Source organism: Leisingera sp. SA215 (assembly GCF_055902035.1).
Window position 1 is genome coordinate 527,737 of the sequence record NZ_JBVVXU010000001.1, and the last position, 25,728, is coordinate 553,464.

Annotated in this window: 27 protein-coding genes; 18 read left to right on the top strand and 9 right to left on the bottom strand. The window is 60.6% G+C overall.

Annotation, left to right across the window (positions count from 1 at the left end):
* Window positions 1-74 precede the first annotated feature (74 nt).
* On the top strand, window positions 75-620 hold the full coding sequence (gene hpt / locus AC0KW6_RS02490) for a hypoxanthine phosphoribosyltransferase (protein ID WP_323775647.1): 546 nt from the start codon (window positions 75-77) through the stop codon (window positions 618-620).
* A 243-nt stretch (window positions 621-863) separates the two neighbouring features.
* Window positions 864-1,238 carry a hypothetical protein gene (locus AC0KW6_RS02495; RefSeq protein WP_323775648.1) on the top strand — a complete coding sequence of 125 codons (375 nt, stop codon included), beginning with the start codon at window positions 864-866 and terminating at the stop codon, window positions 1,236-1,238.
* 3 nt (window positions 1,239-1,241) lie between these two features.
* Here the strand turns inward: AC0KW6_RS02495 and AC0KW6_RS02500 are convergent, their stop codons facing one another.
* Both AC0KW6_RS02500 and lipA read right to left on the bottom strand, forming a co-directional pair.
* Window positions 1,242-2,384 carry an amidohydrolase gene (locus tag AC0KW6_RS02500; RefSeq protein ID WP_323775649.1) on the bottom strand — a complete coding sequence of 381 codons (1,143 nt, stop codon included), beginning with the start codon at window positions 2,382-2,384 and terminating at the stop codon, window positions 1,242-1,244.
* Window positions 2,381-3,334, bottom strand: a complete 954-nt coding sequence (lipA, locus tag AC0KW6_RS02505) for a lipoyl synthase (RefSeq protein WP_323775650.1) — start codon at window positions 3,332-3,334, stop codon at window positions 2,381-2,383. The genes AC0KW6_RS02500 and lipA overlap by 4 nt, the downstream gene beginning before the upstream one ends.
* A gap of 221 nt (window positions 3,335-3,555) precedes the next feature.
* Here lipA and AC0KW6_RS02510 point away from each other — a divergent pair, with 221 nt between their 5' ends.
* Both AC0KW6_RS02510 and AC0KW6_RS02515 read left to right on the top strand, forming a co-directional pair.
* A complete protein-coding gene (locus AC0KW6_RS02510; RefSeq protein ID WP_323775651.1) occupies window positions 3,556-4,470 on the top strand; it encodes a hypothetical protein in 915 nt (304 codons plus the stop codon).
* A 185-nt stretch (window positions 4,471-4,655) separates the two neighbouring features.
* Complete coding sequence (locus AC0KW6_RS02515; protein ID WP_323775652.1) at window positions 4,656-5,204, top strand: peroxiredoxin; 549 nt, start codon at window positions 4,656-4,658, stop codon at window positions 5,202-5,204.
* 74 nt (window positions 5,205-5,278) lie between these two features.
* Here the strand turns inward: AC0KW6_RS02515 and AC0KW6_RS02520 are convergent, their stop codons facing one another.
* Window positions 5,279-6,331 (bottom strand): DUF6456 domain-containing protein, encoded by a 1,053-nt coding sequence (locus AC0KW6_RS02520; RefSeq protein WP_323775653.1) that lies wholly within the window; start codon window positions 6,329-6,331, stop codon window positions 5,279-5,281.
* Window positions 6,332-6,600: 269 nt separating this feature from the next.
* On the opposite strand from AC0KW6_RS02520, the gene AC0KW6_RS02525 reads away from it, so the two are divergent.
* Window positions 6,601-6,960, top strand: a complete 360-nt coding sequence (locus tag AC0KW6_RS02525) for a DUF6477 family protein (RefSeq protein WP_323775654.1) — start codon at window positions 6,601-6,603, stop codon at window positions 6,958-6,960.
* Between the two features lie 21 nt (window positions 6,961-6,981).
* Here the strand turns inward: AC0KW6_RS02525 and AC0KW6_RS02530 are convergent, their stop codons facing one another.
* The gene (locus AC0KW6_RS02530) at window positions 6,982-8,526 is read right to left on the bottom strand and encodes a trimethylamine methyltransferase family protein (protein ID WP_474033989.1); all 1,545 of its coding nucleotides are present in this window, start codon (window positions 8,524-8,526) and stop codon (window positions 6,982-6,984) included.
* 243 nt (window positions 8,527-8,769) lie between these two features.
* Between AC0KW6_RS02530 and guaA the strand changes: the two genes are divergently transcribed.
* The 10 genes from guaA to AC0KW6_RS02580 all read left to right on the top strand — a co-directional run bounded on the left by guaA (window position 8,770) and on the right by AC0KW6_RS02580 (window position 19,596).
* The gene (gene guaA / locus AC0KW6_RS02535) at window positions 8,770-10,338 is read left to right on the top strand and encodes a glutamine-hydrolyzing GMP synthase (protein ID WP_323775656.1); all 1,569 of its coding nucleotides are present in this window, start codon (window positions 8,770-8,772) and stop codon (window positions 10,336-10,338) included.
* Between the two features lie 116 nt (window positions 10,339-10,454).
* Window positions 10,455-11,960, top strand: coding sequence for a hypothetical protein (locus AC0KW6_RS02540; RefSeq protein ID WP_474033991.1), 1,506 nt, complete (start codon window positions 10,455-10,457; stop codon window positions 11,958-11,960).
* Between the two features lie 137 nt (window positions 11,961-12,097).
* The gene (locus AC0KW6_RS02545; protein ID WP_474033993.1) at window positions 12,098-12,976 is read left to right on the top strand and encodes a DMT family transporter; all 879 of its coding nucleotides are present in this window, start codon (window positions 12,098-12,100) and stop codon (window positions 12,974-12,976) included.
* Between the two features lie 111 nt (window positions 12,977-13,087).
* A complete protein-coding gene (locus tag AC0KW6_RS02550) occupies window positions 13,088-14,182 on the top strand; it encodes an OmpP1/FadL family transporter (RefSeq protein ID WP_474033994.1) in 1,095 nt (364 codons plus the stop codon).
* 107 nt (window positions 14,183-14,289) lie between these two features.
* Window positions 14,290-15,204: a DMT family transporter gene (locus AC0KW6_RS02555; RefSeq protein ID WP_323784440.1), complete on the top strand. Its 915-nt coding sequence runs from the start codon at window positions 14,290-14,292 to the stop codon at window positions 15,202-15,204.
* A gap of 55 nt (window positions 15,205-15,259) precedes the next feature.
* Entirely contained in the window at window positions 15,260-16,123 is an 864-nt protein-coding gene (locus tag AC0KW6_RS02560) for an ATPase (protein WP_474033995.1), read from the top strand.
* A 59-nt stretch (window positions 16,124-16,182) separates the two neighbouring features.
* On the top strand, window positions 16,183-17,100 hold the full coding sequence (gene metA / locus AC0KW6_RS02565) for a homoserine O-acetyltransferase MetA (protein WP_323780591.1): 918 nt from the start codon (window positions 16,183-16,185) through the stop codon (window positions 17,098-17,100).
* The gene (locus tag AC0KW6_RS02570; RefSeq protein WP_323780588.1) at window positions 17,075-18,055 is read left to right on the top strand and encodes an alpha/beta fold hydrolase; all 981 of its coding nucleotides are present in this window, start codon (window positions 17,075-17,077) and stop codon (window positions 18,053-18,055) included. Before metA ends, AC0KW6_RS02570 begins: the two co-directional genes overlap by 26 nt.
* A gap of 61 nt (window positions 18,056-18,116) precedes the next feature.
* Complete coding sequence (ppk2, locus tag AC0KW6_RS02575; RefSeq protein WP_323780585.1) at window positions 18,117-18,986, top strand: polyphosphate kinase 2; 870 nt, start codon at window positions 18,117-18,119, stop codon at window positions 18,984-18,986.
* Window positions 18,979-19,596, top strand: a complete 618-nt coding sequence (locus AC0KW6_RS02580) for a TetR/AcrR family transcriptional regulator (protein ID WP_323780582.1) — start codon at window positions 18,979-18,981, stop codon at window positions 19,594-19,596. The genes ppk2 and AC0KW6_RS02580 overlap by 8 nt, the downstream gene beginning before the upstream one ends.
* A gap of 24 nt (window positions 19,597-19,620) precedes the next feature.
* On the opposite strand, the gene AC0KW6_RS02585 is transcribed toward AC0KW6_RS02580, so the two are convergent.
* The 5 genes from AC0KW6_RS02585 to AC0KW6_RS02605 form a co-directional block, all read right to left on the bottom strand.
* Window positions 19,621-20,679 carry an adenylate/guanylate cyclase domain-containing protein gene (locus tag AC0KW6_RS02585; RefSeq protein WP_323780579.1) on the bottom strand — a complete coding sequence of 353 codons (1,059 nt, stop codon included), beginning with the start codon at window positions 20,677-20,679 and terminating at the stop codon, window positions 19,621-19,623.
* Entirely contained in the window at window positions 20,676-21,044 is a 369-nt protein-coding gene (locus AC0KW6_RS02590) for a group I truncated hemoglobin (RefSeq protein WP_474033996.1), read from the bottom strand. The genes AC0KW6_RS02585 and AC0KW6_RS02590 overlap by 4 nt, the downstream gene beginning before the upstream one ends.
* A gap of 145 nt (window positions 21,045-21,189) precedes the next feature.
* A complete protein-coding gene (rpsI, locus tag AC0KW6_RS02595; protein ID WP_035920078.1) occupies window positions 21,190-21,675 on the bottom strand; it encodes a 30S ribosomal protein S9 in 486 nt (161 codons plus the stop codon).
* Between the two features lie 5 nt (window positions 21,676-21,680).
* Window positions 21,681-22,139: a 50S ribosomal protein L13 gene (gene rplM, locus AC0KW6_RS02600; protein ID WP_024090265.1), complete on the bottom strand. Its 459-nt coding sequence runs from the start codon at window positions 22,137-22,139 to the stop codon at window positions 21,681-21,683.
* A gap of 166 nt (window positions 22,140-22,305) precedes the next feature.
* The gene (locus tag AC0KW6_RS02605; protein WP_323780570.1) at window positions 22,306-23,709 is read right to left on the bottom strand and encodes an aminotransferase-like domain-containing protein; all 1,404 of its coding nucleotides are present in this window, start codon (window positions 23,707-23,709) and stop codon (window positions 22,306-22,308) included.
* Window positions 23,710-23,804: 95 nt separating this feature from the next.
* On the opposite strand from AC0KW6_RS02605, the gene AC0KW6_RS02610 reads away from it, so the two are divergent.
* The 3 genes from AC0KW6_RS02610 to speE all read left to right on the top strand — a co-directional run bounded on the left by AC0KW6_RS02610 (window position 23,805) and on the right by speE (window position 25,661).
* On the top strand, window positions 23,805-24,038 hold the full coding sequence (locus AC0KW6_RS02610) for a DUF1127 domain-containing protein (RefSeq protein ID WP_323780567.1): 234 nt from the start codon (window positions 23,805-23,807) through the stop codon (window positions 24,036-24,038).
* A 244-nt stretch (window positions 24,039-24,282) separates the two neighbouring features.
* Window positions 24,283-24,789, top strand: coding sequence for an adenosylmethionine decarboxylase (gene speD, locus AC0KW6_RS02615; protein WP_024090268.1), 507 nt, complete (start codon window positions 24,283-24,285; stop codon window positions 24,787-24,789).
* Window positions 24,786-25,661 carry a polyamine aminopropyltransferase gene (gene speE / locus AC0KW6_RS02620; RefSeq protein ID WP_323780564.1) on the top strand — a complete coding sequence of 292 codons (876 nt, stop codon included), beginning with the start codon at window positions 24,786-24,788 and terminating at the stop codon, window positions 25,659-25,661. The genes speD and speE overlap by 4 nt, the downstream gene beginning before the upstream one ends.
* Window positions 25,662-25,728: the final 67 nt, after the last annotated feature.

The window sequence follows — 25,728 nt, forward strand, 5'->3', positions numbered from 1 at the left end:
CGGCCTGCTGTTTTTCTGCTACAATTGTGCCGCGTCATGTCCTATGTACGCGCGGAAAATTCAAGGGGGCAGCCATGTCACAGCGTCCATATGTCATTGATGTGATGATCTCGGCCAAGGCCATTGCAGCACGGATCGAAGAGCTTTGCGGAGAAATTCAGGCCGAATTCGGCGATACCGACAAGCTGGTCGTGGTTGGCCTGCTGCGCGGCAGCTTTGTGTTCATCGCCGATCTGGTGCGTGAGCTGGACCTGCCGATCGAGGTTGATTTCCTGGAGGCGTCTTCCTACGGCGACGCGTTGGAAAGCAGCCGGGAAGTGCGCATTCTCAAAGACTTGCGCGGCGCCATTGAAGGGCGCGATGTGCTAGTGGTCGAGGATATCGTCGACACCGGCCACACGCTGAACCACGTGACCCATCTGCTGCAAAGCCGCAATCCTGCGCGGCTGAAATCCATTGCGCTGTTGGACAAGCCATCCCGGCGCGAGGTGGATTTCCGCTCGGATTGGGTGGGGTTTGAAATCCCGGACGAATTTGTCGTGGGCTACGGGATCGACTACGCGCAGCGCAACCGGAACCTGCCGCACATTGGCAAGGTGCGGTTCACAGACGAGGGCTGATCCCGTCTGAAAGGGGCAGCACCCTGCGTGCACCGCCTGTGCACCCCCTGTACACCGTCCCTGCAGCCTGCTGCGGGTTTCGTGCGAAAAAGCCACAGATTGCAGGAACCTGCGCGCGACCGGGAGCCGGCGCTGGTCCGCCGGTTTTTACCCGGAGCCGGCGCATTCCGGCGCAGCCGATTTGCCTTTTCCGGCCGGCTCGCTCATCTGGACTCCAAACGCAGAGATCACAGGAGATCCGCAATGCAGAAGTTTCTGATGGCAGCCGCTGCGGCGGCCACGAGCCTCGCCTTTGCCCCCGCCGCCTCCCATGCCGGGCCGCCGAAATGGGCACCGGGCCACAAGAACAGCGCCGCTCACTATGCCCCCGGCCAGGTGAAGAAACGCCATCACGCCAAGCACGGCCACGACCATGACGATGATCATGATCATGACCGGTATGGCGGCCGCATCCGCGGTGACGATTGGGTCTATGTTGACGACTACAGCCGCTGGGGGCTGGAGCCACCGCGCGAGGGGCACCGCTATGTGCGAAAGGACAACCAAATCTTCGAAGTCGTCAAGGACACCCTCGCGATCATCGGTGCGGTTGCCGTTGTCGACGCGCTGCTGAAGTAGCCCTCAGCCCAGCAGGTTTCTGACTGTTTGAAGAAAGATCCCGGCCCCAGCCGGGATCGCCGCATCCGGGAAGTTGTAATCCGGATTGTGCAACTGCGGCTGATCCGTGCCGGAGCCGAGCCAGAACATCGCGGTTTTTGCCTGCTTGGCAAACTTGCCGAAATCTTCGGACCAGCGCCGGGGCACGTCCTGCATTTGTGCCGGACACCCCGCCGCTGTGGCAGCAGCGCGCAGAACGGCGACCGCGTCGGGATGGTTGGCACAGGCGTCAAATACGTCATCGAACCCGGTTGAGAATGCCAGCCCTTCTGCAGCGCAGGCCAGTGCCACTAGCGCCGAGGCATCAGATATCAGCCGCTCCATGCGGGCATCCGTGACTGTGCGCAATGTGGCCCAAACTTCACCGTATCCCGGCGCGATGCCGAACGTGGCCTCGCCCAGCCGGGCATGTGTCACGGTGACCAGGGCAAACTCCGCCCCCAGCTCAGCGCTGCTGCTCAAACCTGCAAGGGCGGGCAAAAGCTGCGCGATGGCGCCGGCCGGCGACACCCCGTCCTGCGGCGCGGCGGCATGTGATGTCTTGCCGTTCAGCTTGATCCGCATCCCGCGCGACGCGCAATTGGCAGGACCGGAACACAACGCCACCTGCCCCACCGGCAGCCCCGGAAGGTTGTGCAGCGAAAACGCATAGTCGGGCGCGATCTGCGCAAAAGCGGGATCGGCAATCACTGCTGCGGCGCCCCGGCCGGTTTCCTCGGCCGGCTGGAACAGCAGCACGGCACGGCCCCTTGCGGGACGGTTGGCTGAGAGATCCTCCGCCAGTGCGGCAACCATCGCCATATGACCGTCATGACCACAAAGATGGCCGCGGCCCGCATGGATGGAACGATAGGGCTGATCCGACAGCTCTTCGATCGGCAGCCCGTCCAGCTCGCTGCGGATCAGGACTGTGGGGCCATCTGACCGGCCCTCATATACCGCTGCAATTCCATGCCCTCCCAGTCCCGTCAGCAGCTGATCCGGTTCGTAACGGCGCAGATAGTCCGCCACCATGGCAGCGGTTTTCTCCTCGGCGCCTGAAACCTCGGGGATTCGATGCAGGGCATGGCGCAGCCTTGTCAGCCGCGCCAAACGCTCGGGCGTCATGCAAGGCCCAGTTTCTTGTTGCGGGCCTCGCGCAGCCGCGCAAAGTCATCGCCCGCGTGGTAGGAGGAGCGCGTCAGCGGCGTCGCCGAGACCATCAGGAATCCCTTGCCATAGGCGGCTTTCTCATAAGTCTTGAATTCTTCGGGCGTCACAAACCGGTCCACCGCATGGTGTTTGGGCGTCGGCTGCAGATACTGGCCAATGGTCAGGAAATCGACATCGGCCGCGCGCATGTCGTCCATCACCTGTTTCACCGCCTGGGCATCCTCACCCAGGCCGACCATGATGCCGGATTTGGTGAACATGGACGGGTCCAGTTCCTTGACCCGCTGCAGCAGGCGCAGGGAGTGGAAATAGCGCGCACCGGCGCGGACTTCGGGGTACAGGCCGGGGACGGTTTCCAGATTGTGGTTGAACACATCGGGGCGGGCCTCGACCACGGTTTCCAGCACCGACGGATCGCACTTCAGGAAATCCGGGGTAAGGATTTCGATGGTTGTATTCGGCGAGCGGTGACGCACGGCGCGGATGGTCTGGGCAAAATGCTCGGCGCCGCCATCCTTGATATCATCGCGGTCGACCGAGGTGATCACCACGTGGTTCAGCCCCAGCTTCTGCACCGCATCCGCCACCCGGCCCGGTTCAAACACATCCAGCGCCTCCGGCGGCTTGCCGGTGGCGATGTTGCAGAACGAACAGGCCCGGGTGCAGACCTCCCCCATGATCATCATGGTGGCGTGGCCCTGGCTCCAGCATTCGCCGACATTGGGGCAGCCCGCTTCCTCGCAAACGGTGGTCAGCTTGTTGTCGCGCATGATCTTATGCGTTTCGGCATAGCCCTTGCCGCCCGGCGCCTTGACCCGGATCCAGCTTGGCTTTTTTGGCTGAGCATTATCGGGACGATGCGCCTTTTCAGGGTGGCGCTGCTCCGGGATCTTTAGGTCTCTCACGTGGGTTTCCCTTCCGGCCTCTGGCTTCATAGCGGGTTTAACATAGCTGATCAGCCTTGGCACGGTCATATCTTCAACCCTGCCTTGCTGTCTTGTCATGGCTCTACGACCGGCCAAACACAGGCGCAAATGCCGTTTTCTTTTGCCAAAGCGCCGCCCAGGCCCACATAATTCAGCTGTCAAAAAAAGGATGCGCCGTTAAAACGTTCAGGGAGGAGCCCATGGCCAAGGAGCTGGAGAAATTCAAAGCAGAGCATAAGAAACTGGCAGCAGGCACCAAGACATACACCGCAGACGAGGGCGGCAAGCTCAAAAAACGGGTCGGGATTTCGTTGGGCAACGCCTGGGAGGGCGAAGATTACTTCCGGGAAAGCCTGGCCAAGGCGCGCAAGGACGGTGTTGTGTCCAAGAAACTGGCGGACCTTCAAAAGAACAAGAACTTCAAGGACGGGCTGACCACCTGGAACAAGGCGGTGGATATTCATCAGAAAGAGCTTGATGCGATGCTGGGCTTTTGCAGCAATGCCAAGGCGCATCTGGCCAAGATGGACAAACTGCTGGCGGACATCGGCAAGGATCTGAAAAAGCGATCCAAAACGTCTGCCTCAAAAAAGGATATCGAGGCGCTGCAAGACAAGCTGGCCAAGGAAACCGCCGAAGTGAAGAAAGCGGCGCAGTATGAGGGCAAGCTGAACGCAGCACAGAAATTCTATGCTGCGAATTTCCAGAAAACCGTGGCCAGAATTCTGAAGGAAAGCGATGAGTCCCAGGATAAGAATCTGGATGCCACCGAGCTGCCGCAGCTGCTGGTGGACCGGAAACTGAAGAAATACACCAACCGGGTCGGGGTGCTGGCAAAGGCGATCAATGCGCATTGCGTGTCGGCGATCGAAAAATCCGGGCAGGACCTGAAGGCAGCAGCGCCAGATCTGAAGGCGGCGGAGGCAAAGTACAAGGATCTGAAGAAAATCAACGACCAGTACCAGACGGTGAAAAAGAAGTTTCCCGGCAAAATCAACGATTCCAAGGACAAGAAGAAGCTTCTGGCCACATTGAAGAAATTCAATGACATCACCACGGCAGCCGAGCGTAAATTGCGCGGCACCAGGGTGACAATCAAGAAGGCGGCAGTCTGACCGGCAGACTTTCTTCCGAAGGTCGCGAAACCCGCACCCGGTTTGCCGCCATTCGGCTTCCGGATCGTACAACTGCGGCGTCTTGTCCGGAACCTTCATATCTTGCTCATGGCCTTATTGATACCGGCTTAGAATCATTTTAAGTCTGCCCGCCGAACGAACACCCACCTTCAGGAGCATCCGAAATGAAAGCTGGCGTTAAGCTGCCCGACGTGACCTTCCACACCCGCGTCCGTGACGAAGCGGTCGAAGGCCCGAACCCCTTCCGCTGGGAAGACAAAACCACCGCTGACTACTTTGCAGGCAAGCGTGTTGTGCTGTTCTCGCTGCCCGGCGCCTTCACTCCGACCTGCTCCACCTACCAGTTGCCGGGCTTTGAAAACGGCTTTGCCGATTTCCAGGCCGAAGGCATCGATGCGATCTACTGCATGTCGGTAAACGACAGCTTTGTGATGAACAAATGGGCCGAAGCGCAGAACCTGAAAAACGTCGGCGTAATCCCGGACGGCTCCGGCGAGTTCACCCGCAAGATGGGCATGCTGGTCGCCAAGGACAACCTGGGCTTTGGCAACCGCTCCTGGCGTTATGCCGCCATCATCAACGATGGTGTTGTTGAAGCATGGTTCGAAGAGCCGGGCCTGTCCGACAACCACGGCGAAGACCCCTATGGCGTGTCCTCCCCGGAAACCGTGCTGAAGCACCTGAAAGAAGCCAAGGCTGAAGTCGCCGCCTAAGGCGCCGCCGCTTCTGCGAAATCTACGGGTCCGCCAAGCGCGGGCCCGTTTTCGTTTTGAGGTTTTGCCGTCGGTCAGCCGATCATCTCAGACTCCTGCGCACTGGCCTCTCCGTAATAGTCCGTCAGATGCTGAAGGGCGATGCGCAGAACAACTTTGCCAGACCGGGCCGGCCAGCCCAGATTGCGCTCCGCTGTTTCCAGCCCTTCCAGATGGCAGCAGCAGCGCAATGCGATATCGCTCAGCCCCATGCCCAGCGCCTGCAGCGCCTCGGTCATGCGTTTGCGGGCAGCGGCACCGGCCTCCAGGCTGCTGCTGCGCAGCGCTTGGCTGCCTTGGCTGCCTTGGCTGAAATACAGCTTCTCTTGCATCAGATGGCTGCTGATCTGGGCCAGCTCGAAATCTTCCCGCAGGCGCTTGCCGGCGCTGATCATGCCCGGGGTCAAAAAGGAATTCCCGTCCTTGTCGGACAGCCGGGCCAGCATCTCCAGCGGCGTTTCCGAACCGCTGTAGCGCGTCTTGCGGCCATAGCCGGAATTATCGCTGTCTGCGGGTGCCAGAAACGGCGTCTGGGCCTCGGCAAAGCCGCCCTCCAGACGGGCCCGCGCCCGGTTTTCCTGATCGGCAATGATCCGGTTCAACGCACTGCGCCCGGCAGGTGTGATGGTATAGCGGCTGATCCGGCCCCGGCGGGCACAGGAAATCCAGCCGGACAAGGCCAACGCACCGGCAAGGGGACGGGAGACCGCAACTTTCTGCCCGTCCGCCTCGGCACCTTCGCGCACGACCACTGCCATTTCCATGCCCTCGGCTGCAGCCAAAACCGCACCGCCGCGGCTGAGCAGGGTCAGAACACTGGCCGCCTCCTGTTCAAACCCGGCGGTCAATGCACGTCCAGCAGGTTTGTCCGGGCCAGTGCCAGCGTTGCAGCTTTTTCCGGAGGCAGATTGGTAACACCCGGCCAGGTATGTCAGAACTTCATCGATCAGCGGATCGTCCCGCAAGGTCTCCACCCGCCTGACCTGCCGCAAAATGGTCGAGGGATGGCACCCCGCCTTGCGGGCCAACTGCCGGATCGGGCGGCCTGCTTCTGTGTGCAGAAGGTAACGGCATGTCTCAAGCGGCACCCAGCCAGGCAGAGAAGTGCGCGGTGTGTTTTGCATATATCAAGCCCCGGTCGTTAGCCAGGCCAGCCTGCCAGCCGCGATCAATAGCGCCTGAAGCTTTTCCACGTACGCCTGACTGTAGTTGAACAAATGCGCGGATCAGGCCCCATTGCTTCCAAAGAAACCATAATCATCACAAAACACACCGTTCGCCGGTAGCCCTCTCCCCGCAACACCACAATAGGTTGTGTTATAGAACGTCCGGTACAGAGATTTGAAAGGAGAGGACCATGCAGGACGTATACACCCGCCTGACGCTGCTGCGGCGCCCCCGGGTTTTGGCACGTGCTGCCCGGCTAGGGGCACAGACCTATTGCCGGCAGCGGGATCTGCACCGGATTCTGGGGTACGGGACCCTGCCCAAACCGGCCGCTGCCGTAATGCAGCTCTTGGAGCTGGAAAGCACGCAGGACACCGCACGCAAGGCGGGTGAAGCGGGATATTCGCTGATCCGGCATGTTGATGTGCTGATTGCGCTGGCAGGCGAATCCGCCTTCCTGCGCAATACTGCCGCCCCTCCGAGAACGGAAACGGCGGCCCTTCAGGACCGCCGTTCTGCTGCAGCAGAGGCTGCTGCCCCCTGCCCCTGAGCTAGAGCTAGAGCTTTGCGATTACATGAACGCGTCGGGCATCGAGGCCTTTTTCTCGGCCACGTATTCCTCAAGCGCCTGCTTGATGGCCGGATCCATGGCCGGCTGCTCGTAAGTGGCCAGCAGTTTCTCGACACGGTTGGTCGCCAGCGCATAGGTATCGCGCGCGCCTTCTTCTTCCCAGGTCTCAAACGGCTTGTAGTCCAGCAGCTCGGACTTCCAGAAGGCGGATTTGAAGTTCGCTTGTGTGTGGGCGCAACCCAGGTAGTGGCCGCCGGGGCCAACCTCGCGGATGGCTTCCATCGCCTGGCCGTTTTCGTCGACCGAGATGCCCTTGGCAAGGCCGTGCAGCACGCCCAGCTGGTCGGCGTCCATCACGAACTTCTCGAAATCGGCAACCAGGCCGCCTTCGAGCCAGCCGCAGGAGTGCAGCATGAAGTTGACGCCGGACATCAGGCCCATGTTGAGCGAGTTGGCGGTTTCATAAGCGGCCTGCGCGTCGGGCAGTTTGGAGCCGCAGAACGACCCGGCCGAACGGAACGGCACGCCCAGGCGGCGGGCCAGCTGGCCTGCGCCATAGGTGACCAGAGACGCCTCGGGGGTGCCGAAGGTCGGCGCGCCGGAGTTCATGTCGATCGAGGACACGAAGGCGCCGAAGATCGCCGGCGCGCCGGCGCGGCACAGCTGGCTGTAGGCGATGCCGGCCAGAACTTCGGCCAGAACCTGCGTCAGGGTGCCTGCAACCGAAACCGGCGCCATGGCGCCGCCGACGATGAACGGCGAGATGATGCAGGCCTGCATGTTCTGAGCATAGACTTCCAGCGAGCCCATCATCACATCGTCGAAGGTCATCGGCGAGTTGATGTTGGTCAGCGAGGTCATCACGGTGTTGTTCTGCACGAACTCCTGGCCGAACAGGATGCCGGCCATGTCGACCGAGTCCTGAGCCCGGCTGGGTTCGGTGACCGATCCCATGAACGGCTTGTCGCTGAGAGTCATGTGGGCCATCAGCATGTCCAGATGGCGCTTGTTCACGGGGATGTCGGTCGGCTCGCAGACGGTGCCGCCGGAGTGGTGCAGCCACTTGGACATATAGGCGAGCTTCACGAATTTATTGAAGTCGTCCATGGTTGCATAGCGGCGGCCGCCGTTGCGGTCACGCACGAAGGGCGGGCCGTAGACGGGTGCCAGCACCATGTTGCGGCCGCCGACGACAACGGATTTCTCCGGGTTGCGGGCGTGCTGGGTAAACTCGGACGGAGCGGTTTCGCACAGTTTGCGGGCCAGGCCGCGGGGGATGCGCACGCGCTCTCCGTTGACATCTGCACCGGCTTCGCGCCAGCGCTGCAGCGCCGCCGGATTGTCAACGAAGTTGACACCGACCTCTTCCAGGATCGTGTCGGCGTTGTATTCGATGATCTCCAGCGCTTCTTGGTTCAGGATCTCGAAGTTCGGAATGTTGCGCTCGATGTACTTCGCGGTCTCGATCTTGACGCTGGTGCGTTCGGCGCGGCGGGCGGCGCCGCCGCCACCCCGTGCGCGACGGCGCGGTGCTGCTTCTGTCATGGTTTATCCTCACCACAGGCATTTCATTGCGATGGGTATTATAGCCCCCTCACACCGCGCCGCCGCAGGATTGCGGCCATTCAAGTTGAAAAGCGACATTGGCAGGGCATTTTCCACCGCGGCTGTGAACTTTTGCATACCTTTACCGGGTTCAGGACCGTTCTGCCGTGAAAATCAGGCCTGCAGGCGGGCGCAAGCTCAAACCCTCTTGCGGAAATCCTGTTCCTGCCCTATGGCGCGTGCATGACAGAGACATCCCATGACCGCCTTCTCATCATCGACTTTGGCAGCCAGGTCACGCAGCTGATTGCTCGCCGCCTGCGCGAGCTGAACGTCTATTGCGAAATCCACCCTTATCAGAAAGTCACGATGGAGTTTGTGCGCGAGCTGGCGCCCAAAGCGGTGATCTTCTCTGGCGGGCCGGACAGCGTGACCCGCGAGGGCAGCCCGCGTGCGCCGCAGGAGATTTTCGACTATGGCGTGCCGATCCTGGGCATCTGCTATGGCCAGCAGGTCATGATGCACCAGCTGGGCGGCTCCGTCGTAAGCGGCCATGGCACCGCCGAATTCGGCCGCGCCTTTGTCACCCCCACTGTGGAGACACCGCCGCTGCTGGAAGGCTGGTTTGCCAATGACAGCGACCGCGAACAGGTCTGGATGTCGCACGGCGACCACGTGAGCAAGATCGCCCCGGGGTTCGAGGTCTACGGCACTTCCCCCAATGCGCCCTTTGCCATCACCGCCGATGTCAGCCGCAATTTCTATGCGGTGCAATTCCACCCGGAGGTGCATCACACTCCCAATGGCGCCAAACTGTATGAGAACTTTGTCAAGCTGGCAGGTTTCTCCGGCGACTGGACCATGGGGGCCTACCGCGAGCAGATGATCGAGAAAATCCGCGAACAAGTTGGCGACAAGCAGGTGATCTGCGGCTTGTCCGGCGGTGTCGACAGCTCGGTCGCGGCGATCCTGATCCATGAGGCGATCGGCGATCAGCTGACCTGCGTCTTTGTCGACCACGGGCTGTTGCGCAAGAACGAGGCGGAAGAAGTTGTCGCAATGTTCCGCGACAATTATAACATCAAGCTGATCCACGCGGACGAGAGCGATCTGTTCCTGGGCGAACTGGACGGCCAGTCCGACCCGGAAACCAAACGCAAGATCATCGGCAAGCTGTTCATCGATGTGTTCCAGAAACATGCCGACACCATCGACGGCGCCGAGTTCCTGGCGCAGGGCACGCTGTACCCGGATGTGATTGAATCGGTGTCCTTCTCAGGCGGGCCTTCAGTCACCATCAAGTCGCACCACAACGTCGGCGGCCTGCCGGAGAAGATGGGGCTGAAACTGGTCGAACCCCTGCGCGAGCTGTTCAAGGACGAAGTCCGCGCATTGGGCCGCGAACTGGGCCTGCCGCAGTCGTTCATCGGCCGCCACCCCTTCCCCGGACCGGGCCTGGCGATCCGCTGCCCCGGCGAGATCACCCGCGAAAAGCTGGAGATCCTGCGCGAAGCGGATGCGGTCTATATCGACCAGATCCGCAAGCATGGTCTGTACGATGATATCTGGCAGGCATTTGTCGCGATTCTGCCGGTCCGCACCGTTGGCGTGATGGGGGATGGGCGGACATATGACTATGCCTGTGCCCTGCGCGCGGTGACCTCGGTCGATGGCATGACCGCCGACTATTACCCATTCAGCCATGAATTCCTGGGGGAGACCGCCACCCGGATCATCAATGAGGTTAAAGGCATCAACCGTTGCACCTATGATATCACCTCGAAGCCTCCTGGCACAATCGAGTGGGAATGACCCAGACCCTATCGCCCCGGCCCCAGCGGCCGGGGTTTTCTGTTGCGGCCTTAGTTAACCAATCCATCAGGTGTTTTTGAGATAGTTCCCCAAACACGGCCGGTTTGGAGAACCCAATGATTATTTGCCACCCGTTGAAGCTGATCTTCATCAAGACCAAGAAGGTCGGCGGCACGTCTTTCGAAATTGCCCTGTCCAGCTTCTGCGATGACAGCAGCGTCATCACTCCGATTTCCGGCGAGGACGAGCAAACCCGCGCTGACCTGGGCTATCCCGGTGCGCAGAACCATCAAATGCAGGTCTGGCCCGACGGTACAGAGACCGAGTCGCAGTTTTTCAACCATATCCCGGCAAAACAGGCCAAAGGCCTGATCCCGCAGGAGATTTGGGACAGCTACACCAAGGTCACGATCTGGCGCGATCCCTTTGATGCCGCCATCTCGCGCTATTTCTGGGAGAAGGCGATTGCCGCAAAAACCAGCTTTGGCCAATTTGTGCAGAAATACCCCAATCTGCTCATGGAAAACTGCGGCATCGCCCCGCTGGAGGGGGATGCCGCACTGGATGTCTACCTGCGCTACGAACATCTGGAAGAGGACGTCGCGGCACTCGGGATCGAGGGGCTGTGGGAACGGTTCTCCAGCTTGCGGGCCAAGGGTGCGCTGCGCCCGCGTGAGGGTGCCGATCCGGAAACGCTCTACTCCCGTTTTCCCGCCGCTGCGGAGATCGTGGCCAAACATTGCGCCGCGGAAATCCGGAAGTTCGGCTACCAGAAGCCGGAAATCACACCGGCAAAAGCGGCCGTGTCCGGCAGGGGGCAAAGCGATTTCATATTTACCCTGTCCGCCGGGCGCACCGGTACCGCCTGGCTGGCGCAGTTTTTGGGCGACAACCTGTCGGTGAATTCGGTGCATGAACCGCTGGGGGTTCTGGACTTCGGCACCAAGATGCCGGAAATCAGCCACATGCGGCGGTTCAACATGCTGGGCATGGACGGCAAGATGCAGGCCTTCTGGCAGAACAAGCTGGCCGGACTAAGGGCGCCCTATGCGGAATCCAATCACACGCTGGGCAAATGCGGGCTGATCGAGGCGCTGGCCAACAGCGACATCGCCGACCGCAGCACCGTTATCATTCTGCGCCGCGACCTGGCCAAGCAATGCGCCAGCTATGTCGGGCGCAATGATTTTCAGAATATCACCATTCCCTGGCAATGGTATCTGGACATGAGCTACGCCAATATCATCGTGAACCCCAAGATGTTCCGCCAGCTCGGACAGATCGGCTGGGCGATGTGGTACGCACTGGAGATGGAGGCGCGCTATGCCTATTACGCGCTAAAATTCAGTGACCGGGTCAACTTTGTCGAAGCCCGGCTGGAAGAGGCCACCAAGCCGGAAGGCGCCGCCCGGTTGCTGGCCGCCCTGGGGCATGAGGCAGAACCCGTACTGCCGCCCAAGAAGAACGCCACCCGCAATGCCTCTGACGTGGCTGAGGCACTGACGGAGGAAATCCGCACCCTTTTAAACCGGTTGAATTTCGACCCGGTAGCCTTGGCGTCAACCTATATAAATTCAGGAAAATCCCTGGATTCTCCGGCCCTGCGCCGCAACGCAGCCTGAAACCAAACGCCCGGCCGGTTCCGGCACGTCCGGACGCTTGCACGGCCTGCGCAGAACCCTTCGCGTCCGGTGCCAGTTGCCCTTGACCTCGGCGGATTTTCCGCCTCTTTTCACACGGGTTAAGCAAGGGGACAAGCATGGCACAAGGCGAAGCACGTGCGGGACTGGCCGCCGTTTGGATGATCGGCACGATTGTTTCATTCTCTGCGATGGCAATCGCAGGGCGCGAGGCCGGTTTGACGCTGGATACCTTCGAAATCATGGCCTATCGCAGCCTGGTCGGGTTTGTCATTGTCGCGAGCCTGCTGACAATAACGGGCCGCTGGCATCAGGTCAGCAGTGTCCGGCTGGGTGCCCATGCGGTGCGCAACCTTTTCCATTTTACCGGTCAGAACCTTTGGTTTCTGGCGGTGACGCTGGTGCCGCTGGCACAGGTCTTCGCCTTAGAGTTCACCTCGCCCCTGTGGGTGATCATCCTGTCGCCGTTATTGCTGGGAGAGGCCCTCACCCAGCGCCGGTTGCTTGCTGCGGGAATCGGTTTTGCCGGCATTCTGATCGTCGCCCGCCCCAGCCCGGAAACGCTGAACCTCGGCATCTTTGCGGCCGCCAGCGGCGCGATTTTCTTTGCGCTCACTGCAATCCTGACCAAACGGCTGACCCGGCACGAAAAAACGGCCTCTATTCTGTTCTGGCTTACCTCCATGCAGTTGCTGATGGGCCTGCTGGCGGCAGGCTGGGACGGTGACATGGCCCTGCCCAGCGCCACCACCCTGCCCTGGCTGATTCTCATCGGCATTGCCGGATTGACTGCGCATTTCTGCCTGACCACTGCCCTGTCGCTGGCGCCGGCCAGCGTTGTGGTGCCGGTCGACTTTGCCCGGCTTCCTGCCATCGCGATCCTTGGCATGGTGATCTATGGCGAAGCGTTGGATGCCTGGATTCTGAGCGGCGCTGTGGTCATCTGCATTGCGAACTATCTCAACATAGTTGCAAAAAGGCCCGCAATACCCGCTTAGAGTTGATCTATTCCGGCAGGTTTCCGTGCCGTTAGCATTGATTTGGCGAATTCCTGCTGGTTACGGTCCTGTGACAAGAAGCCGGGAAGGCTTTCGTACAGGGAGGAACATATGAAGAAGATTCACGCTGCGCCCTTGGCGCTGGCGCTGCTGCCCGGTGTTGCCATGGCGGGCGGCGTCGACCGCTCCGGCCAATCTCTTGGCGCATTGTTTGAAGAGGGCACTTACGCCGAGTTTTCGATTGGCCATGTAAGCCCGGATGTATCTGGCACGGCGCTTGGCGCAAACTCCGGCGACATGGTCGGCTCGCACCTGCAGCTGGGTGCTGCCTACAAGCGCGACATCAATGACAAGCTGAGTTTTGCGCTGATTTTCGATCAGCCTTTCGGCGCCGACGTGGAATACCCTGCCGGCACCGGCTATGTGTTTCAGGGCGCAACCGCCGAACTCAACTCCAATGCTATAACCGGGGTGCTGCGCTATAAATTCAACCAGAACTTCAGCGCTTATGGCGGCGTGCGGCTTCAGACGATGGAGGCCGAAGTCTCCATCCCTGTGTTCGGCGGCTATGCAGCCAGCGGTGACCGCGATGAAGGCTTCGGCTATCTGGCCGGCGTCGCCTATGAACGGCCGGACATCGCACTGCGGATTGCGCTGACCTACTTCTCGGAAGTCGACCACGACGTCAGCACAGTAGAAAGCGGCGGCGGCCTGCCTGGCCCGTTCACCTCGACAACCGCCATCAACACGCCGCAGGCAGTGAATCTGGATTTCCAGACCGGCATTGCCAAGGACACGCTGCTGTTCGGCGGCGTGCGCTGGGTGGAATGGTCCAAGTTCAACATTTCGCCCACCTTCTACAGCGGCACGCTGATCGGCCGGCCGCTGGTGTCTTTTGCAGATGACCGCTACACCTACACCTTGGGTGTGGGCCGCAAGTTCAATGAAAACTGGTCGGGCTCTGTGTCGGTCAGCTATGAGGAAACACTGGGCGGTTTCCAGTCCAATCTCAGCCCGCAGGACGGCCGCTTGGGTCTGACGGTCGGTGCTAAATACAAGCAAGGCAACATGAGCATCTCCGGCGGTGTGAACATCACCCGCGTCGGCAGTGCCCAAACCGTGGTCAGCCAGGCGCCCTTTGCCACATCGCAATTTGGCGACAACACATCGGTCGGGGTCGGCTTCAAGGTAGGCTACCACTTCTGATCCTGCCGCAGTTCCGGATCCAGCCCCGCCCGGTTTTTTCGGGCGGGGTTTTCTTTTGCCGCAAGAAACGGGTCGCTTGAGACAGTCAGCCACGCTAGCTGAACCGCATGAGCCCGCAAAAAACACTCTCCCCCCGCGCCTGGGCCGAGCTGATCCTGCTCGGTCTGATCTGGGGTGCCTCATTCCTGTCGATCCGCATCGCCCTGGATGAAATTCCCGTTCTCACTTTGGTGCTGCACCGCTGCGGCTGGGCGGCACTGTTCCTCTGGGCCGTGGTACTGGCCATGCGGATACCTGTCCCCAAGGAATTGCGGATCTGGGGGGCGTTCCTGATAATGGGCCTGCTGAACAACGTGATCCCGTTCGGGCTGATGGCCTGGGGGCAGCTGCACATCGAGACCGGCCTCACCTCGATCCTGAATGCGGCAACGGCAATTTTCGGGGTGATCGTCGCTGCACTGCTCTTTGCGGATGAGCGGCTGACGGCCCGCAAGGCGCTGGGAGTGGGGCTTGGGTTCCTTGGCGTGGCAACCGCCATCGGTCTTGAGCAACTTGCCCGCTTCGACCTGCGCAGCACAGCGCAACTGGCAGTGCTCGCGGGCACCGTCTCATATGCATTTGCCAGCGCCTGGGCGCGTTTCAAACTGAGCGGCCTGCCGCCGCTTGTCGCGGCCGCCGGAATGCTGACCGGCTCCACCCTGTTCCTCGCCCCCGCGGCGCTGCTGATCGACGGTGCGCCTGTCCTGGCGCTGGAGATGCGCACTTGGGCCTCCATCGCCTATTTTGCCCTGCTCGCCACGGCGGGGGCCTATCTGCTTTATTACCGGGTGCTGGAGCTGGCGGGCAGCGGCAACCTGATGCTGGTTACCCTGATCATCCCGCCGGTGGCCATTCTGTTAGGCGCGCTGGTCCTGGGGGAAGCGCTGAAGCCGCAAGCCTATGCAGGCTTTGCCCTTCTGGCTGCAGGCCTGATCATCCTGAACGGCAAACCCGTCTTGCGGCGCAAGCGCGCACGGAATTGACCAAGCCCGCGCAGGCGATTAGCAAGGCGTGAAACCTTCAAGGACTTGGGATCTCATGCTGTACTCTTCTGCGCAGGACTGGCGCGATGCGCCGAACAAACGGGTGCTGTTCTTTGGCATGTCCGGGCTTGGCAAAACCTATGTCAGCAACATCCTGCGCGGGGCCGGCCGCTGGTTCCATTATTCAATCGATTACCGCATCGGCACCCGGTACATGGGCGAATACATCGCCGACAATGCCAAGGCCGAAGCGATGAAAGTGCCGTTCCTGCGCGACCTTCTGCTCACAGATTCGATCTACATCGGCTCCAACATCACCTTTGAGAACCTGACACCGGTTGCCTCTTACCTCGGCAAGCCCGGCGATACTGCCAAGGGCGGGTTGCCGATCAAGGAATACAAACGCCGCCAAGAGCAGTTCCGGGTCGCCGAGATCCGCGCCCTGCTGGACACCCAGTATTTCGAAGGCCGTGCCCAGCAGCTTTACGGGTATCCGAACTTCATCTGCGACACTGGCGGATCGATCTGCGAATGGGTCGATGCTGATGACCCCGAGGACAATATTCTGACCGAACTCAGTAAGCACACGCTGATGGTCTGGATCAAGGGCAGCGAGGATCATACCGCCGAGCTGGTGCGCCGCTTTGACCGCGCGCCCAAACCGATGTCTTATCAGCCGGAATTCCTGGACCGGGTCTGGCAAGAGTATCTCAAGGAAAATGACATAGCTGAAGGGCAAGTGGACCCCGACGCCTTTATCCGCTGGACCTATGCCCAGGCCCTGGCGCACCGCCAGCCGCGCTATCAGGCAATGGCGGACAATTGGGGCGTTACCGTCACCGCCGACCAGATCTCAGCCGTCAAGGATGAGGCCGGTTTCGAGGATTTGATCGCCTCCGCTCTTGAGGCCCGCGGCTAACCCGCCTATCTGTCGAATTCCGCTATTTCGCACAAACTTCCGCAAATCAGGACGCTGACATGCCCATCAAGATTCCCGCAGACCTCCCCGCCTATGACGTTCTCACGAACGAAGGCGTGATGGTGATGTCGCCGGATCAGGCGGCGCGTCAGGATATCCGCCCCCTTCGCATCGGGCTTTTGAACCTGATGCCCAAGAAGATTCAGACCGAGAATCAGTTTGCCAGGCTGATCGGCGCCACGCCGCTGCAGATTGAGCTCAGCCTGATCCGGATGAGCGAGCACCGCACCAAGAACACCGCTGCCGCGCATATGGCCGAGTTCTACCGCCCGTTCCAGGAAGTGAAGCACGAGAAGTTCGACGGTCTGATCATCACCGGCGCGCCGATTGAGCATCTCGACTTCCCCGAGGTGACGTATTGGGACGAGATGCGCGAGGTGTTTGACTGGACGCAAACCAACGTGCATTCCACCTTTGGGGTCTGCTGGGGCGGCATGGCGATGATCAACCATTTCCACGGCGTGAAGAAGCATATGCTGGATCACAAGGCGTTTGGCTGCTTCCGGCACCGGAACCTGGCGCCGGCCTCGCCCTATCTACGCGGTTTCTCGGACGATTTCGTGATCCCGGTCAGCCGCTGGACGGAAATGAAGCAGGAAGAGATCAACGCGGCAGCGGGGCTGCAGACGCTGCTGGGCAGTGACGAAGTCGGCCCCTGCCTGGTTGAGGACAAGGCGCACCGGGCGCTCTATATCTTTAACCACTTTGAGTATGACAACGATACGCTGAAGCAGGAGTACGATCGGGACGTGGCCAATGGCACCCTGATAAACGTGCCGGGCAACTACTACCCGGACGATGACCCCAGCCAGCAGCCGCTAAACCGCTGGCGCAGCCACGCGCATCTTCTTTATGGCAACTGGATCAATGAGATCTACCAGACCACGGCATATGAAATGGACCAGATCGGTCAGTAAGGTGCTGATTTATGCGGGCCTTGCACTGACGGCCGCTGCCGCGCTGACCGTCTGGCAAGCGGGCCGCCGCGAGGCTGCGGCGGTCGCAAGCCACCCGCCTTTGGGGCAAATTCTGACGGTGGACGGCCACCGGGTGCACGTGGTGGAGATGGGCTGCCCCAAAGGCAGCGCGCCGGATCTGGTGCTGATCCACGGCTCCAGCGGCAACACCCGCGACATGACTTTTCGGCTGGCGCCTGCGCTGGCGGAAAAGTTCCGCATTCTGATCTTCGACCGTCCCGGCCTTGGATATTCGGACCGCCTGAATGGCAGCGGGGCCAGCATCCGGCAGCAGGCCGCCCTGCTGCACCAGGCCGCGGCACAGATGGGGGCGGACAGACCCATCGTGCTGGGGCAAAGCTATGGCGGCGCGGTCGCGCTGGCCTGGGCGGTGGATTACCCGGACAGCGTTTCGGCGCTGGTGACAGTGTCCGGAGTCGCCTACCCCTGGACCACACCGCTGGATCCGCTTTACCGGGTCACGTCCTCGCGTGCAGGCAGTGCGGTGGTGGTGCCCTTGCTGACCGCCTTTTTGCCGGGTTTTGCGGTATCCCGCTCGCTGCAGGACGTCTTTGCCCCGCAAGCCGTGCCCGAAGGCTATGCCGCGCATTTCGGCCCCGGCCTGACGCTGCGGCGCGGGTCCCTGCGCGCGAATGCCCGGCAAAGGGCGAACCTGCTCGACGAGGTGACCGAACTGGCGCCGCGCTATGGCGAAATTTCGGTTCCTGTGGAGGTTCTTCACGGCAGTGCTGACGACCTGGTCAGCCCGGAGCTTCATGCCCGGGGCCTGGCCCGGAATGTGAACAGCGCACAGCTGACCCTGCTGGACGGCATCGGGCATATGCCGCAGCATGTGGCCACAGAAGACGTGGCCGCAGCCGTGCGGCGGGCCGCCCTGCGCGCACAATTGCGTTAAAACGATTCACATTCCATACTCCTTACCCATATAAGAGTTTGAGGACAGAAGGGTTTTTCTTATGCCGCTGCCATTTGACGGAGCCATCAGCCGCTTTTACCAGACCGGCGCGCCGGATGAGATCCGCAGGTCCATCAAAGGTGCGGACAATGACGAGATCCTGAGCCCCGGCTATCCGCACCGGGAGCGGATGAAGCGGAAAGCCTATGAAAACGAGCTGGAGACGCTGCAGATCGAACTGGTCAAGCTGCAGGCCTGGGTCAAATCCAGCGGCGCCCGTATTGCGATCGTTTTTGAAGGCCGCGATGCGGCCGGCAAGGGCGGTACAATCAAACGGTTCCGTGAGAATCTGAACCCCCGCGGTGCACGGGTCGTGGCGCTGTCCAAACCCACCAGCGCCGAGCAAAGCCAATGGTATTTCCAGCGCTATATACAGCATCTGCCGTCAGGCGGCGAAATCGTGTTTTTCGATCGCAGCTGGTACAATCGCGGCGTGGTGGAGAAGGTTTTTGGCTTCTGCACCGACGAACAGCGCGAACGTTTTTTTCATCAGGTTCAAGGTTTTGAACAGGCTCTGGCTGAGGATGGCGTGCATTTGTTCAAGATCTGGCTGAACGTTGGCCGGGCAGAACAGCTGCGCCGGATGCTGTCCCGCGAGTCCGACCCATTGAAACAGTGGAAGCTCAGCCCGATCGACGTGGAAGGGCTGCAAAAATGGGACGCTTACAGCGCCGCCATTTCCGAGACCTTTGCGCGCAGCCATAGTGCAGAGGCCCCCTGGACCGTCATTCGATCCGATGACAAACGGCGGGCCCGGCTGGCGGCAATGCGTTGCGTGCTGCGCGGCGTCAGCTACAGCAATAAAGACACCGGTGCGATTGGCGAACGGGACCAAGGAATTTGCGGAGGCCCGGATATCTGGGATGACTAAACGCGGTTATCATCACGGCAATCTGCGCCAAGCACTGGTCGAAGCAGCCCTGCATCTGATTGAGGCCAAGGGCCCGACCGGTTTTACCCTGTCAGAAGCTGCCAAGCAGGCCGGCGTCACCCCCGCCGCCGTCTACCGTCATTTCAAGGGGCGCGAGGACCTGATCGCCGAGGCCGGACGGCAGGGTTATGTGATGTTTGCCGACCTGATGCAGCACGCTTATGATAAATACCAGCCTTCGGCGCTGGCCGCATTTGAGGCAACAGGCCGCGCCTATCTCGCCTTTGCCCGCAAGCATCCGGGGCATTACATCGCCATGTTCGAAAGCGGAATTTCTGTGAACCGGACACCTGAGCTGGCCAATGCCGCCGCCCGGGCGCGGGCGATCCTGGAACGCGCCGCCGCCGACCTCAGCCAGCATATCCCGGAGGGCAAACGCCCGCCGGCCTCGATGTTCTCGGCCCATGTGCTGGCGATGAGCCACGGGGTGGTTGAGCTTTATGCAAGGAATTCACCCGGCGCCGCCTCCCCCTTTCCACCCGAAGATCTGCTGGAAAGCGGCATCGGCATCTACCTGCGCGGGCTGGGGCTGATCGCATCCGACGACTAAACCCCGCCCCTTGATACCGGTCCTTCAGAACCGGCTGCGGGGCTGCGGGGCGCTCAATTCGTGGCCGACATTGACCAGATGCACCTCGCCTATGCCCTTGATCTCTTCGGGGCCGATGTCGGTGACGCGAAACTCTTCCGCCAAGGCTTCTTTCATTTCCTCCGGAGCAACAATTTTCATCGGGTTGGCAAAGACCTGCAAACGCGAGGCCAGGTTCACAGCCGGGCCGAAAACGTCGTAGACATACTTCTGAATACCGACCACGGAGCCGACAGCCGAGCCGGTTCCCAAGCCTATGCGCGCCTGCCATTTATGCTGATGGCTCTGGTTGCGCCGGTCCAGATAGCGCAGAAACCGGGTGGCGCAATGGGCCACCGCGGTGGCGTGGTCCGGCGTTGGTTCCGGCATCCCGGCAACCGCCAGATAAGCATCCCCGATGGTCTTGATGCGTTCGCAGCCGAATTGTTCGACGATCCGGTCAAAAGCAGTGAAAATATCGTTCAGCTCACCCAGTGTAACCGTCGGGTCGGTACGGGAGGCGAAGTCGGTGAAATTGACAAAATCCAGCATCACAACTGAGACTTTGGAGTAAAGCTGCGGGGTGACCACGCCGAAGGTCTTGAACTCCTCATAGACCGAGCGCGGCATCAGGTTCAGCAGCAGCCGCTCCACCCGCTCCTTTTCGCGCTCCAGCTCGCGGGTGTTGCGCTCCACCATGGCAGAGTAGCTGTCAATCATGCTTTCCAGCTCGCGGATGCGGGTGATGTTCTGGCATTCAACCACCAGCAGCGCCTCATTCAAATGGCTGGCCTGCGAGATATTAATGGCAAAAACCAGCGTCCGCCGCTTGCGCTTGATCTTCAGCTCCGCCGAATAGCGCCGTCCTTCGGCCCGCAGCGGGCCAAGTTCCTGTGGCGGCAATCCCGCAATGGCATCCGTCAGCGCCGCGTCAGGGCCAGGTGTTCCAAACCATTCCGCAAAGGACTGATTATAAAAGACAAACCCAAGATCAGAGGCGCGGACAACGGCAATCCCTACGCCAATAGCACGCAGCAGCTGTTCATTTATGGCGGCAATGCTCATGCGGCGTCCCGGTGGACGATGACGTTGCGTTTGGTTTCAATCAAGGCAAGCGCAGCACGGACATCCGGTTCTGACAGACCGTGCTGCTCCAGCGCCGCCTTCAAAAGCGCGCTCATTTCATCAAAATCATCGTGGCTTATGGCCAGGGCCCGATGCACCGCCTCCAGCCGCTCGTCGCTGAAGGAGGCAGGCCCGCCCAGCAGCGAAGAAATGAACTTGGTCTGGTGGTCGATCAGCCGCGCCATGTCGACATCAGCGAAGTAATCGCCGATCTGATCGGAATCGAGCGCCATTTCATAAAAGGTCATCACGACCCGGCTGATGGCACTGAAACCGCCGTATTTTTCATAGATGGTTTGCGGCATGGCTGTCACCCCAACTGAAGGCGGCGCCTGCCATGTTATGTGATTTTTTCGAAAATGTTAACGGCGCCGGTAAATCACCCGTTTCCCCAGCAAAAAGGGCCGCTCATCAGGCGGCCCTTTCCAAAAAACAGCAATAGCGTGAAACTTAACGCTTGGAGAACTGGAAGCTCTTACGGGCTTTGGCTTTACCGTATTTCTTCCGTTCCACAACACGGCTGTCGCGGGTCAGGAATCCTGCCGCTTTCAGCGCGCCGCGCAGAGCCGGATCGTAAAGCTGCAGCGCTTTGGAGATGCCGTGCTTGACCGCACCGGCCTGACCGGACAGGCCGCCGCCCTTGACGGTGGCGTAGACGTCGAATTCACCTTCGACGCCAGCAACCTGGAACGGCTGGCGCAGGATCATCTGCAGCACCGGACGGGCGAAGTACTTGTTGATTTCCAAACCGTTCACTTCGACCTTGCCGGAACCCGGCTTGATCCAGACGCGGGCAACCGCATCTTTCCGCTTGCCGGTGGCATAGGCGCGGCCCAGCTCGTCGCGAACCGGCTCACGTGTGATGGTTTCTTCGGCCACTGCTTCCACACCGGTTGCAGCTGCGAGCTCTTCAAGAGTGTTGATCTGATCAGACATCTACATTAGCTCCGGGTGTTTTTCTTGTTCATGGATGCAACATCCAGAACTTCGGGGGCCTGTGCTTCATGCGGATGCTCGGCACCGGCATAAACACGCAGATTGGTCATGATCTGACGGCTCAGACGGTTGCCCGGCAGCATGCGCTTGACCGCTTGGGTCACAACGCGTTCCGGGTGTGCGCCTTCCAGGATTTCCTGTTTGGTGCGCGACTTGATGCCGCCCGGGTGGCCGGTGTGCCAGTAGAAGTGCTCTTCGCGCTTCTTGCCGGTCATCTGCACCTTGTCGGCGTTGATGATGATGACGTTGTCGCCCATGTCCATATGCGGAGTGAAGGACGCTTTGTGCTTGCCACGCAGGCGCATGGCAACAATCGAGGCAAGACGGCCCAGAACAACGCCCTCGGCGTCGATCAGGATCCACTTCTTCTCGATGTCTGCCGGAGTAGCAGAGAAGGTTTTCATGGCAGGTCAATCCTGTTTGTCGTGACGGCAGATTCCCCGAAAGGAACTGCCTGAATGCGATGGAGGGGGTTTACGGGCAACAAAGAGGCACGTCAACAGGGGTGATCGACATAAAACAGCTTGTTTTCAATGGCTTGCAAAATAGGTATATTGATACCCCAATAATTCACACACTGATTTGCTCCGGCGGGTTGTCCAGCAGGGCGCGCAGGCGCAGCATCGCCTCCTCGAACTGCTTCAACGGTACATGCGCGTTGATGGCGATGCGCACCGCATGCGGTGCACGGCCGTCGCGCAGGGCAAATTCATCTGCCGAGCGGATCTGCACCCCGTTTGCCTCTGCAGCGCGGGTAAAGGCGGCAGCGCGCCAGCCCGAGGGCAGCCGCAGCCAAACAAAGGGCACGTCCGGGTTCCAGGTCAGATCAAACGCGCCAAGCGCGTTGACCGCCACCCGGACATACCGGGCCATCTCCCCGCGCACAGCCGCAACCAGGTCAGGCATCCGCGGATCGGTGAGCAGGATCCGCAGCAGTTCGGCCAGCGGCTGCGCCAAGCCGAAATACCCGTATTCGGCCGCCCGCCGCAGCTCTGTGGACCGGCCCTCGGGCGCCAGCGCAAAGCCGACGCGCAGAGCAGGAGTCAGGATCTTGGAGATCGACGACACATGCCAGGCAAGTTCAGGTGCAAGCGCCCGGTAGCTGGACGTCCGCGTCTCCCCCAACCGGTAGCAGTCGTCCTCGACGATCTGCACCTCGTGACGGCGGGCAATACGGACAATCTCCTTGCGGCGCTCCAGCGGCGTGTGCAGCCCGGTGGGGTTGTGAACCTCAGGGCTGGTGCACAGCACCGAGGCGCCGGTCTTGCGGATCGCCAGCTCCATTGAATCCGGCCGGATCCCGTGTTCATCCATCGCAACTTCGACCACCTGCGCCCTCAGCAACTCTGCGGCGCGGCGGAACCCGGCATAGGTGAGGTCCTCGACCATGATCACCGGCTGCGGCCCGGTCAGGATTGCCTGCAGCACCACCATCAGCCCGTTCTGGCCGCCATGTGTCAGCACCACGTCACTTTCGCTGACCGGGCCGACCGGCGATTGGCTCACCCAGGCTGCTGCTGCCTGGCGCACCGGCAGATAGGCGTCCCGTGTCGGATAATTCAGAAAACTGCGCGCCTCGCCTTCGGCCACTTTGTGCAGCGCCTCGCGCATCGCGGCCACCTGCCCCATATCGGCGATCCGCGGGCTGAACAGGCTGACATGGCCGGGATCGCGCGCCTCCAGCAAATGCAGCTGCCGCGACCATACGTCATCGGGCACCGGTTTTTTCTTTTCGGCTACAAAGGTGCCGCGCCCGACCTCGGCCTCCAGCACACCCTCATCGGTCAAAATGCTGTAAGCGCGGGCAACGGTGCCGGGTGTAATGCCTAATTGATACGCAAGATCGCGCACCGGCGGCAGCTTTGCACCAGTTTTCAAACTGCCCAAATCGACGGCAGACCGGATTGTATCTGCTACCTTTTTGTACTTGGGACCTTTTGCCTCACTCAGGCTTTGCGGCCAAATTGTACCCATTACAATCCATCCTTGGACAACGCGATCACCTCTTTGTATCAAAACACCACGACAAATCAACAGGATTGTATCAACACAATACAGGAAGCCTCCCCATGGCACAGCACACGCAAATGGCACACTCGAACATGTCCTATCTGATCAGCCGCCCGGGCCTGCCGGTACTGGCGCAATGGGCCGTTTCCTTTGCCGTTCTGGTGACCAAGTGGAGCCTGCGCCACTGCACACGAGCCCATTTGAAACATTTGAGCGATGCGCAGCTTAAGGACATCGGGGTGAGCCGCCAGGACGCCCATTATGAAGCCACTCTTCCGTTCTGGCGCCCATGATCCCCTGGGCAAAAGAACAACCTGACGGCCGGGGTTCGCCCCGGCCTTTTTTTTGCGCGGCATTTTGATTCGCAGGATGCAGGTGCCCGCGTGTTACCGGCTATGCAGAAATTAGTGGTTGATCGAATCTTTCCCCCGGCCTAAATGCGCCTCACTTTCGGTACCGATCCCAACCCCGGACTCTTATCCGGGGGGGCGCTAAGGGCCGGCTGGATTGTCATCTACTGGAACGAAGGGGAGTGTCATGAAAGACGCCAACCTCTTCCAACTGGGGATCGGTCTGGAGACAGGCGCCCATGAGGAAGATACCGCCCGCGGTGTAACAGCCGCGAATATCGACTCCGTTGTGGACTCGGACCGCGAAGACCATTTCATCCGCAAGGATGGCAAGGTGTTTGCAGGTACCCATCTGATCATCGAAGTAATGAAAGGCACCGGCCTGGATTGCGAAGCCCGCATCCAGAAAGCGTTCCGCGACTGCGTGGACGTTTGCGGTGCCACCCTGCTGCACATCCACACCCACAAGTTTTCGCCGCAGGGCGTCTCTGGCGTGGCCGTGCTGGCGGAAAGCCACATCTCGGTGCACACTTGGCCTGAAATCGGCTATGGCGCCTTTGACGTCTTCATGTGCGGCGACGCCGAGCCGTGGAAAGCCGTTGACGTTCTGAAACAGGCCTTCTCCACCGACATGGTGGAAGTGCGCGAACTGCTGCGCGGCGAGGAGCTGATCGCCAAAGAGGTCGCGGCATGAACGACACCGCTAAACAGGCCGGCAAACAGGAATGGGTGACGGAAAGCCTGCACGCGCATTACGCTCAAGCCCTGCGCGTGGACGAAATGCTCTATGACAGCAACACCGAGCATCAGCGCCTGAAAGTGTTTCAGAACGGCCAATTCGGCCGCATTCTGACACTGGATGACGTGGTGCAGACCACCGAAGGCGACAACTTCATCTACCACGAGATGCTGACCCATGTGCCGATTCTGGCGCATGGGAACGCCAAACGCGTGCTGATCATCGGCGGCGGCGACGGCGGCATGGCCCGCGAAGCGCTGCGCCACGCCTCGGTCGAGCATGTGACCATGGTAGAGATCGACGGCGGCGTGGTGGATTTCTCCAAGGAATACCTGCCAATGCTGAGCGACGGCGCGTTTGACGATTCGCGCCTGAATCTGGTGATCAACGACGGTGCGCTCTTCATGAAAGAGAACACCGAAAAGTTCGACGTGATCATTGTCGATTCAACCGACCCGATCGGCCCCGGCGAAGTGCTGTTCACCGACACCTTCTATGGCCATGCCGCGCGCTCGCTTACCGAGGAAGGCATCATCGTGACGCAAAACGGCGTGCCGTTCATGCAGGGCGATGAGCTGACCGGCACCCTGCGGGCGTTCCAGGCGCTGTTCTCTGACGCTTCCTGCTATCTGGCGACGGTGCCGACCTATGCCGGCGGGCCGATGGCGTTCGGCTGGGGCAGCCACTCGGACAAGGCCCGAAATGTTAGCCTGGCCGATCTGGAGCAGCGCTTTGCCGCATCCGGGATCGACACTGGCTATTACAATCCGGAGGTTCATAAGGCCGCATTCGCCTTGCCGAACTACGTTAAAAAGCTGTTCCCGTAAGGGACATCCGATTGAGGGGGCCGCGGCCCCCTTTTTCATGCCTGCAATCCGGGTCCCGCCCGGCCGC

Bases quoted from the DNA above. Each gene is read 5' to 3' on its own strand.
- AC0KW6_RS02605 (WP_323780570.1), bottom strand. From the start codon at position 23,709: ATGGGTACAATTTGGCCGCAAAGCCTGAGTGAGGCAAAAGGTCCCAAG.
- AC0KW6_RS02590 (WP_474033996.1), bottom strand. From the start codon at position 21,044: ATGCCGCAAACCATCTATGAAAAATACGGCGGTTTCAGTGCCATCAGC.
- AC0KW6_RS02610 (WP_323780567.1), top strand. From the start codon at position 23,805: ATGGCACAGCACACGCAAATGGCACACTCGAACATGTCCTATCTGATC.
- AC0KW6_RS02525 (WP_323775654.1), top strand. From the start codon at position 6,601: ATGCAGGACGTATACACCCGCCTGACGCTGCTGCGGCGCCCCCGGGTT.
- AC0KW6_RS02540 (WP_474033991.1), top strand. From the start codon at position 10,455: ATGATTATTTGCCACCCGTTGAAGCTGATCTTCATCAAGACCAAGAAG.
- AC0KW6_RS02495 (WP_323775648.1), top strand. From the start codon at position 864: ATGCAGAAGTTTCTGATGGCAGCCGCTGCGGCGGCCACGAGCCTCGCC.
- speD (WP_024090268.1), top strand. From the start codon at position 24,283: ATGAAAGACGCCAACCTCTTCCAACTGGGGATCGGTCTGGAGACAGGC.
- speE (WP_323780564.1), top strand. From the start codon at position 24,786: ATGAACGACACCGCTAAACAGGCCGGCAAACAGGAATGGGTGACGGAA.
- AC0KW6_RS02580 (WP_323780582.1), top strand. From the start codon at position 18,979: ATGACTAAACGCGGTTATCATCACGGCAATCTGCGCCAAGCACTGGTC.
- AC0KW6_RS02530 (WP_474033989.1), bottom strand. From the start codon at position 8,526: ATGACAGAAGCAGCACCGCGCCGTCGCGCACGGGGTGGCGGCGGCGCC.
- AC0KW6_RS02545 (WP_474033993.1), top strand. From the start codon at position 12,098: ATGGCACAAGGCGAAGCACGTGCGGGACTGGCCGCCGTTTGGATGATC.
- ppk2 (WP_323780585.1), top strand. From the start codon at position 18,117: ATGCCGCTGCCATTTGACGGAGCCATCAGCCGCTTTTACCAGACCGGC.
- AC0KW6_RS02570 (WP_323780588.1), top strand. From the start codon at position 17,075: ATGAAATGGACCAGATCGGTCAGTAAGGTGCTGATTTATGCGGGCCTT.
- rpsI (WP_035920078.1), bottom strand. From the start codon at position 21,675: ATGTCTGATCAGATCAACACTCTTGAAGAGCTCGCAGCTGCAACCGGT.
- hpt (WP_323775647.1), top strand. From the start codon at position 75: ATGTCACAGCGTCCATATGTCATTGATGTGATGATCTCGGCCAAGGCC.
- AC0KW6_RS02500 (WP_323775649.1), bottom strand. From the start codon at position 2,384: ATGACGCCCGAGCGTTTGGCGCGGCTGACAAGGCTGCGCCATGCCCTG.
- AC0KW6_RS02515 (WP_323775652.1), top strand. From the start codon at position 4,656: ATGAAAGCTGGCGTTAAGCTGCCCGACGTGACCTTCCACACCCGCGTC.
- AC0KW6_RS02510 (WP_323775651.1), top strand. From the start codon at position 3,556: ATGGCCAAGGAGCTGGAGAAATTCAAAGCAGAGCATAAGAAACTGGCA.
- AC0KW6_RS02550 (WP_474033994.1), top strand. From the start codon at position 13,088: ATGAAGAAGATTCACGCTGCGCCCTTGGCGCTGGCGCTGCTGCCCGGT.
- AC0KW6_RS02555 (WP_323784440.1), top strand. From the start codon at position 14,290: ATGAGCCCGCAAAAAACACTCTCCCCCCGCGCCTGGGCCGAGCTGATC.
- guaA (WP_323775656.1), top strand. From the start codon at position 8,770: ATGACAGAGACATCCCATGACCGCCTTCTCATCATCGACTTTGGCAGC.
- AC0KW6_RS02585 (WP_323780579.1), bottom strand. From the start codon at position 20,679: ATGAGCATTGCCGCCATAAATGAACAGCTGCTGCGTGCTATTGGCGTA.
- AC0KW6_RS02560 (WP_474033995.1), top strand. From the start codon at position 15,260: ATGCTGTACTCTTCTGCGCAGGACTGGCGCGATGCGCCGAACAAACGG.
- metA (WP_323780591.1), top strand. From the start codon at position 16,183: ATGCCCATCAAGATTCCCGCAGACCTCCCCGCCTATGACGTTCTCACG.
- rplM (WP_024090265.1), bottom strand. From the start codon at position 22,139: ATGAAAACCTTCTCTGCTACTCCGGCAGACATCGAGAAGAAGTGGATC.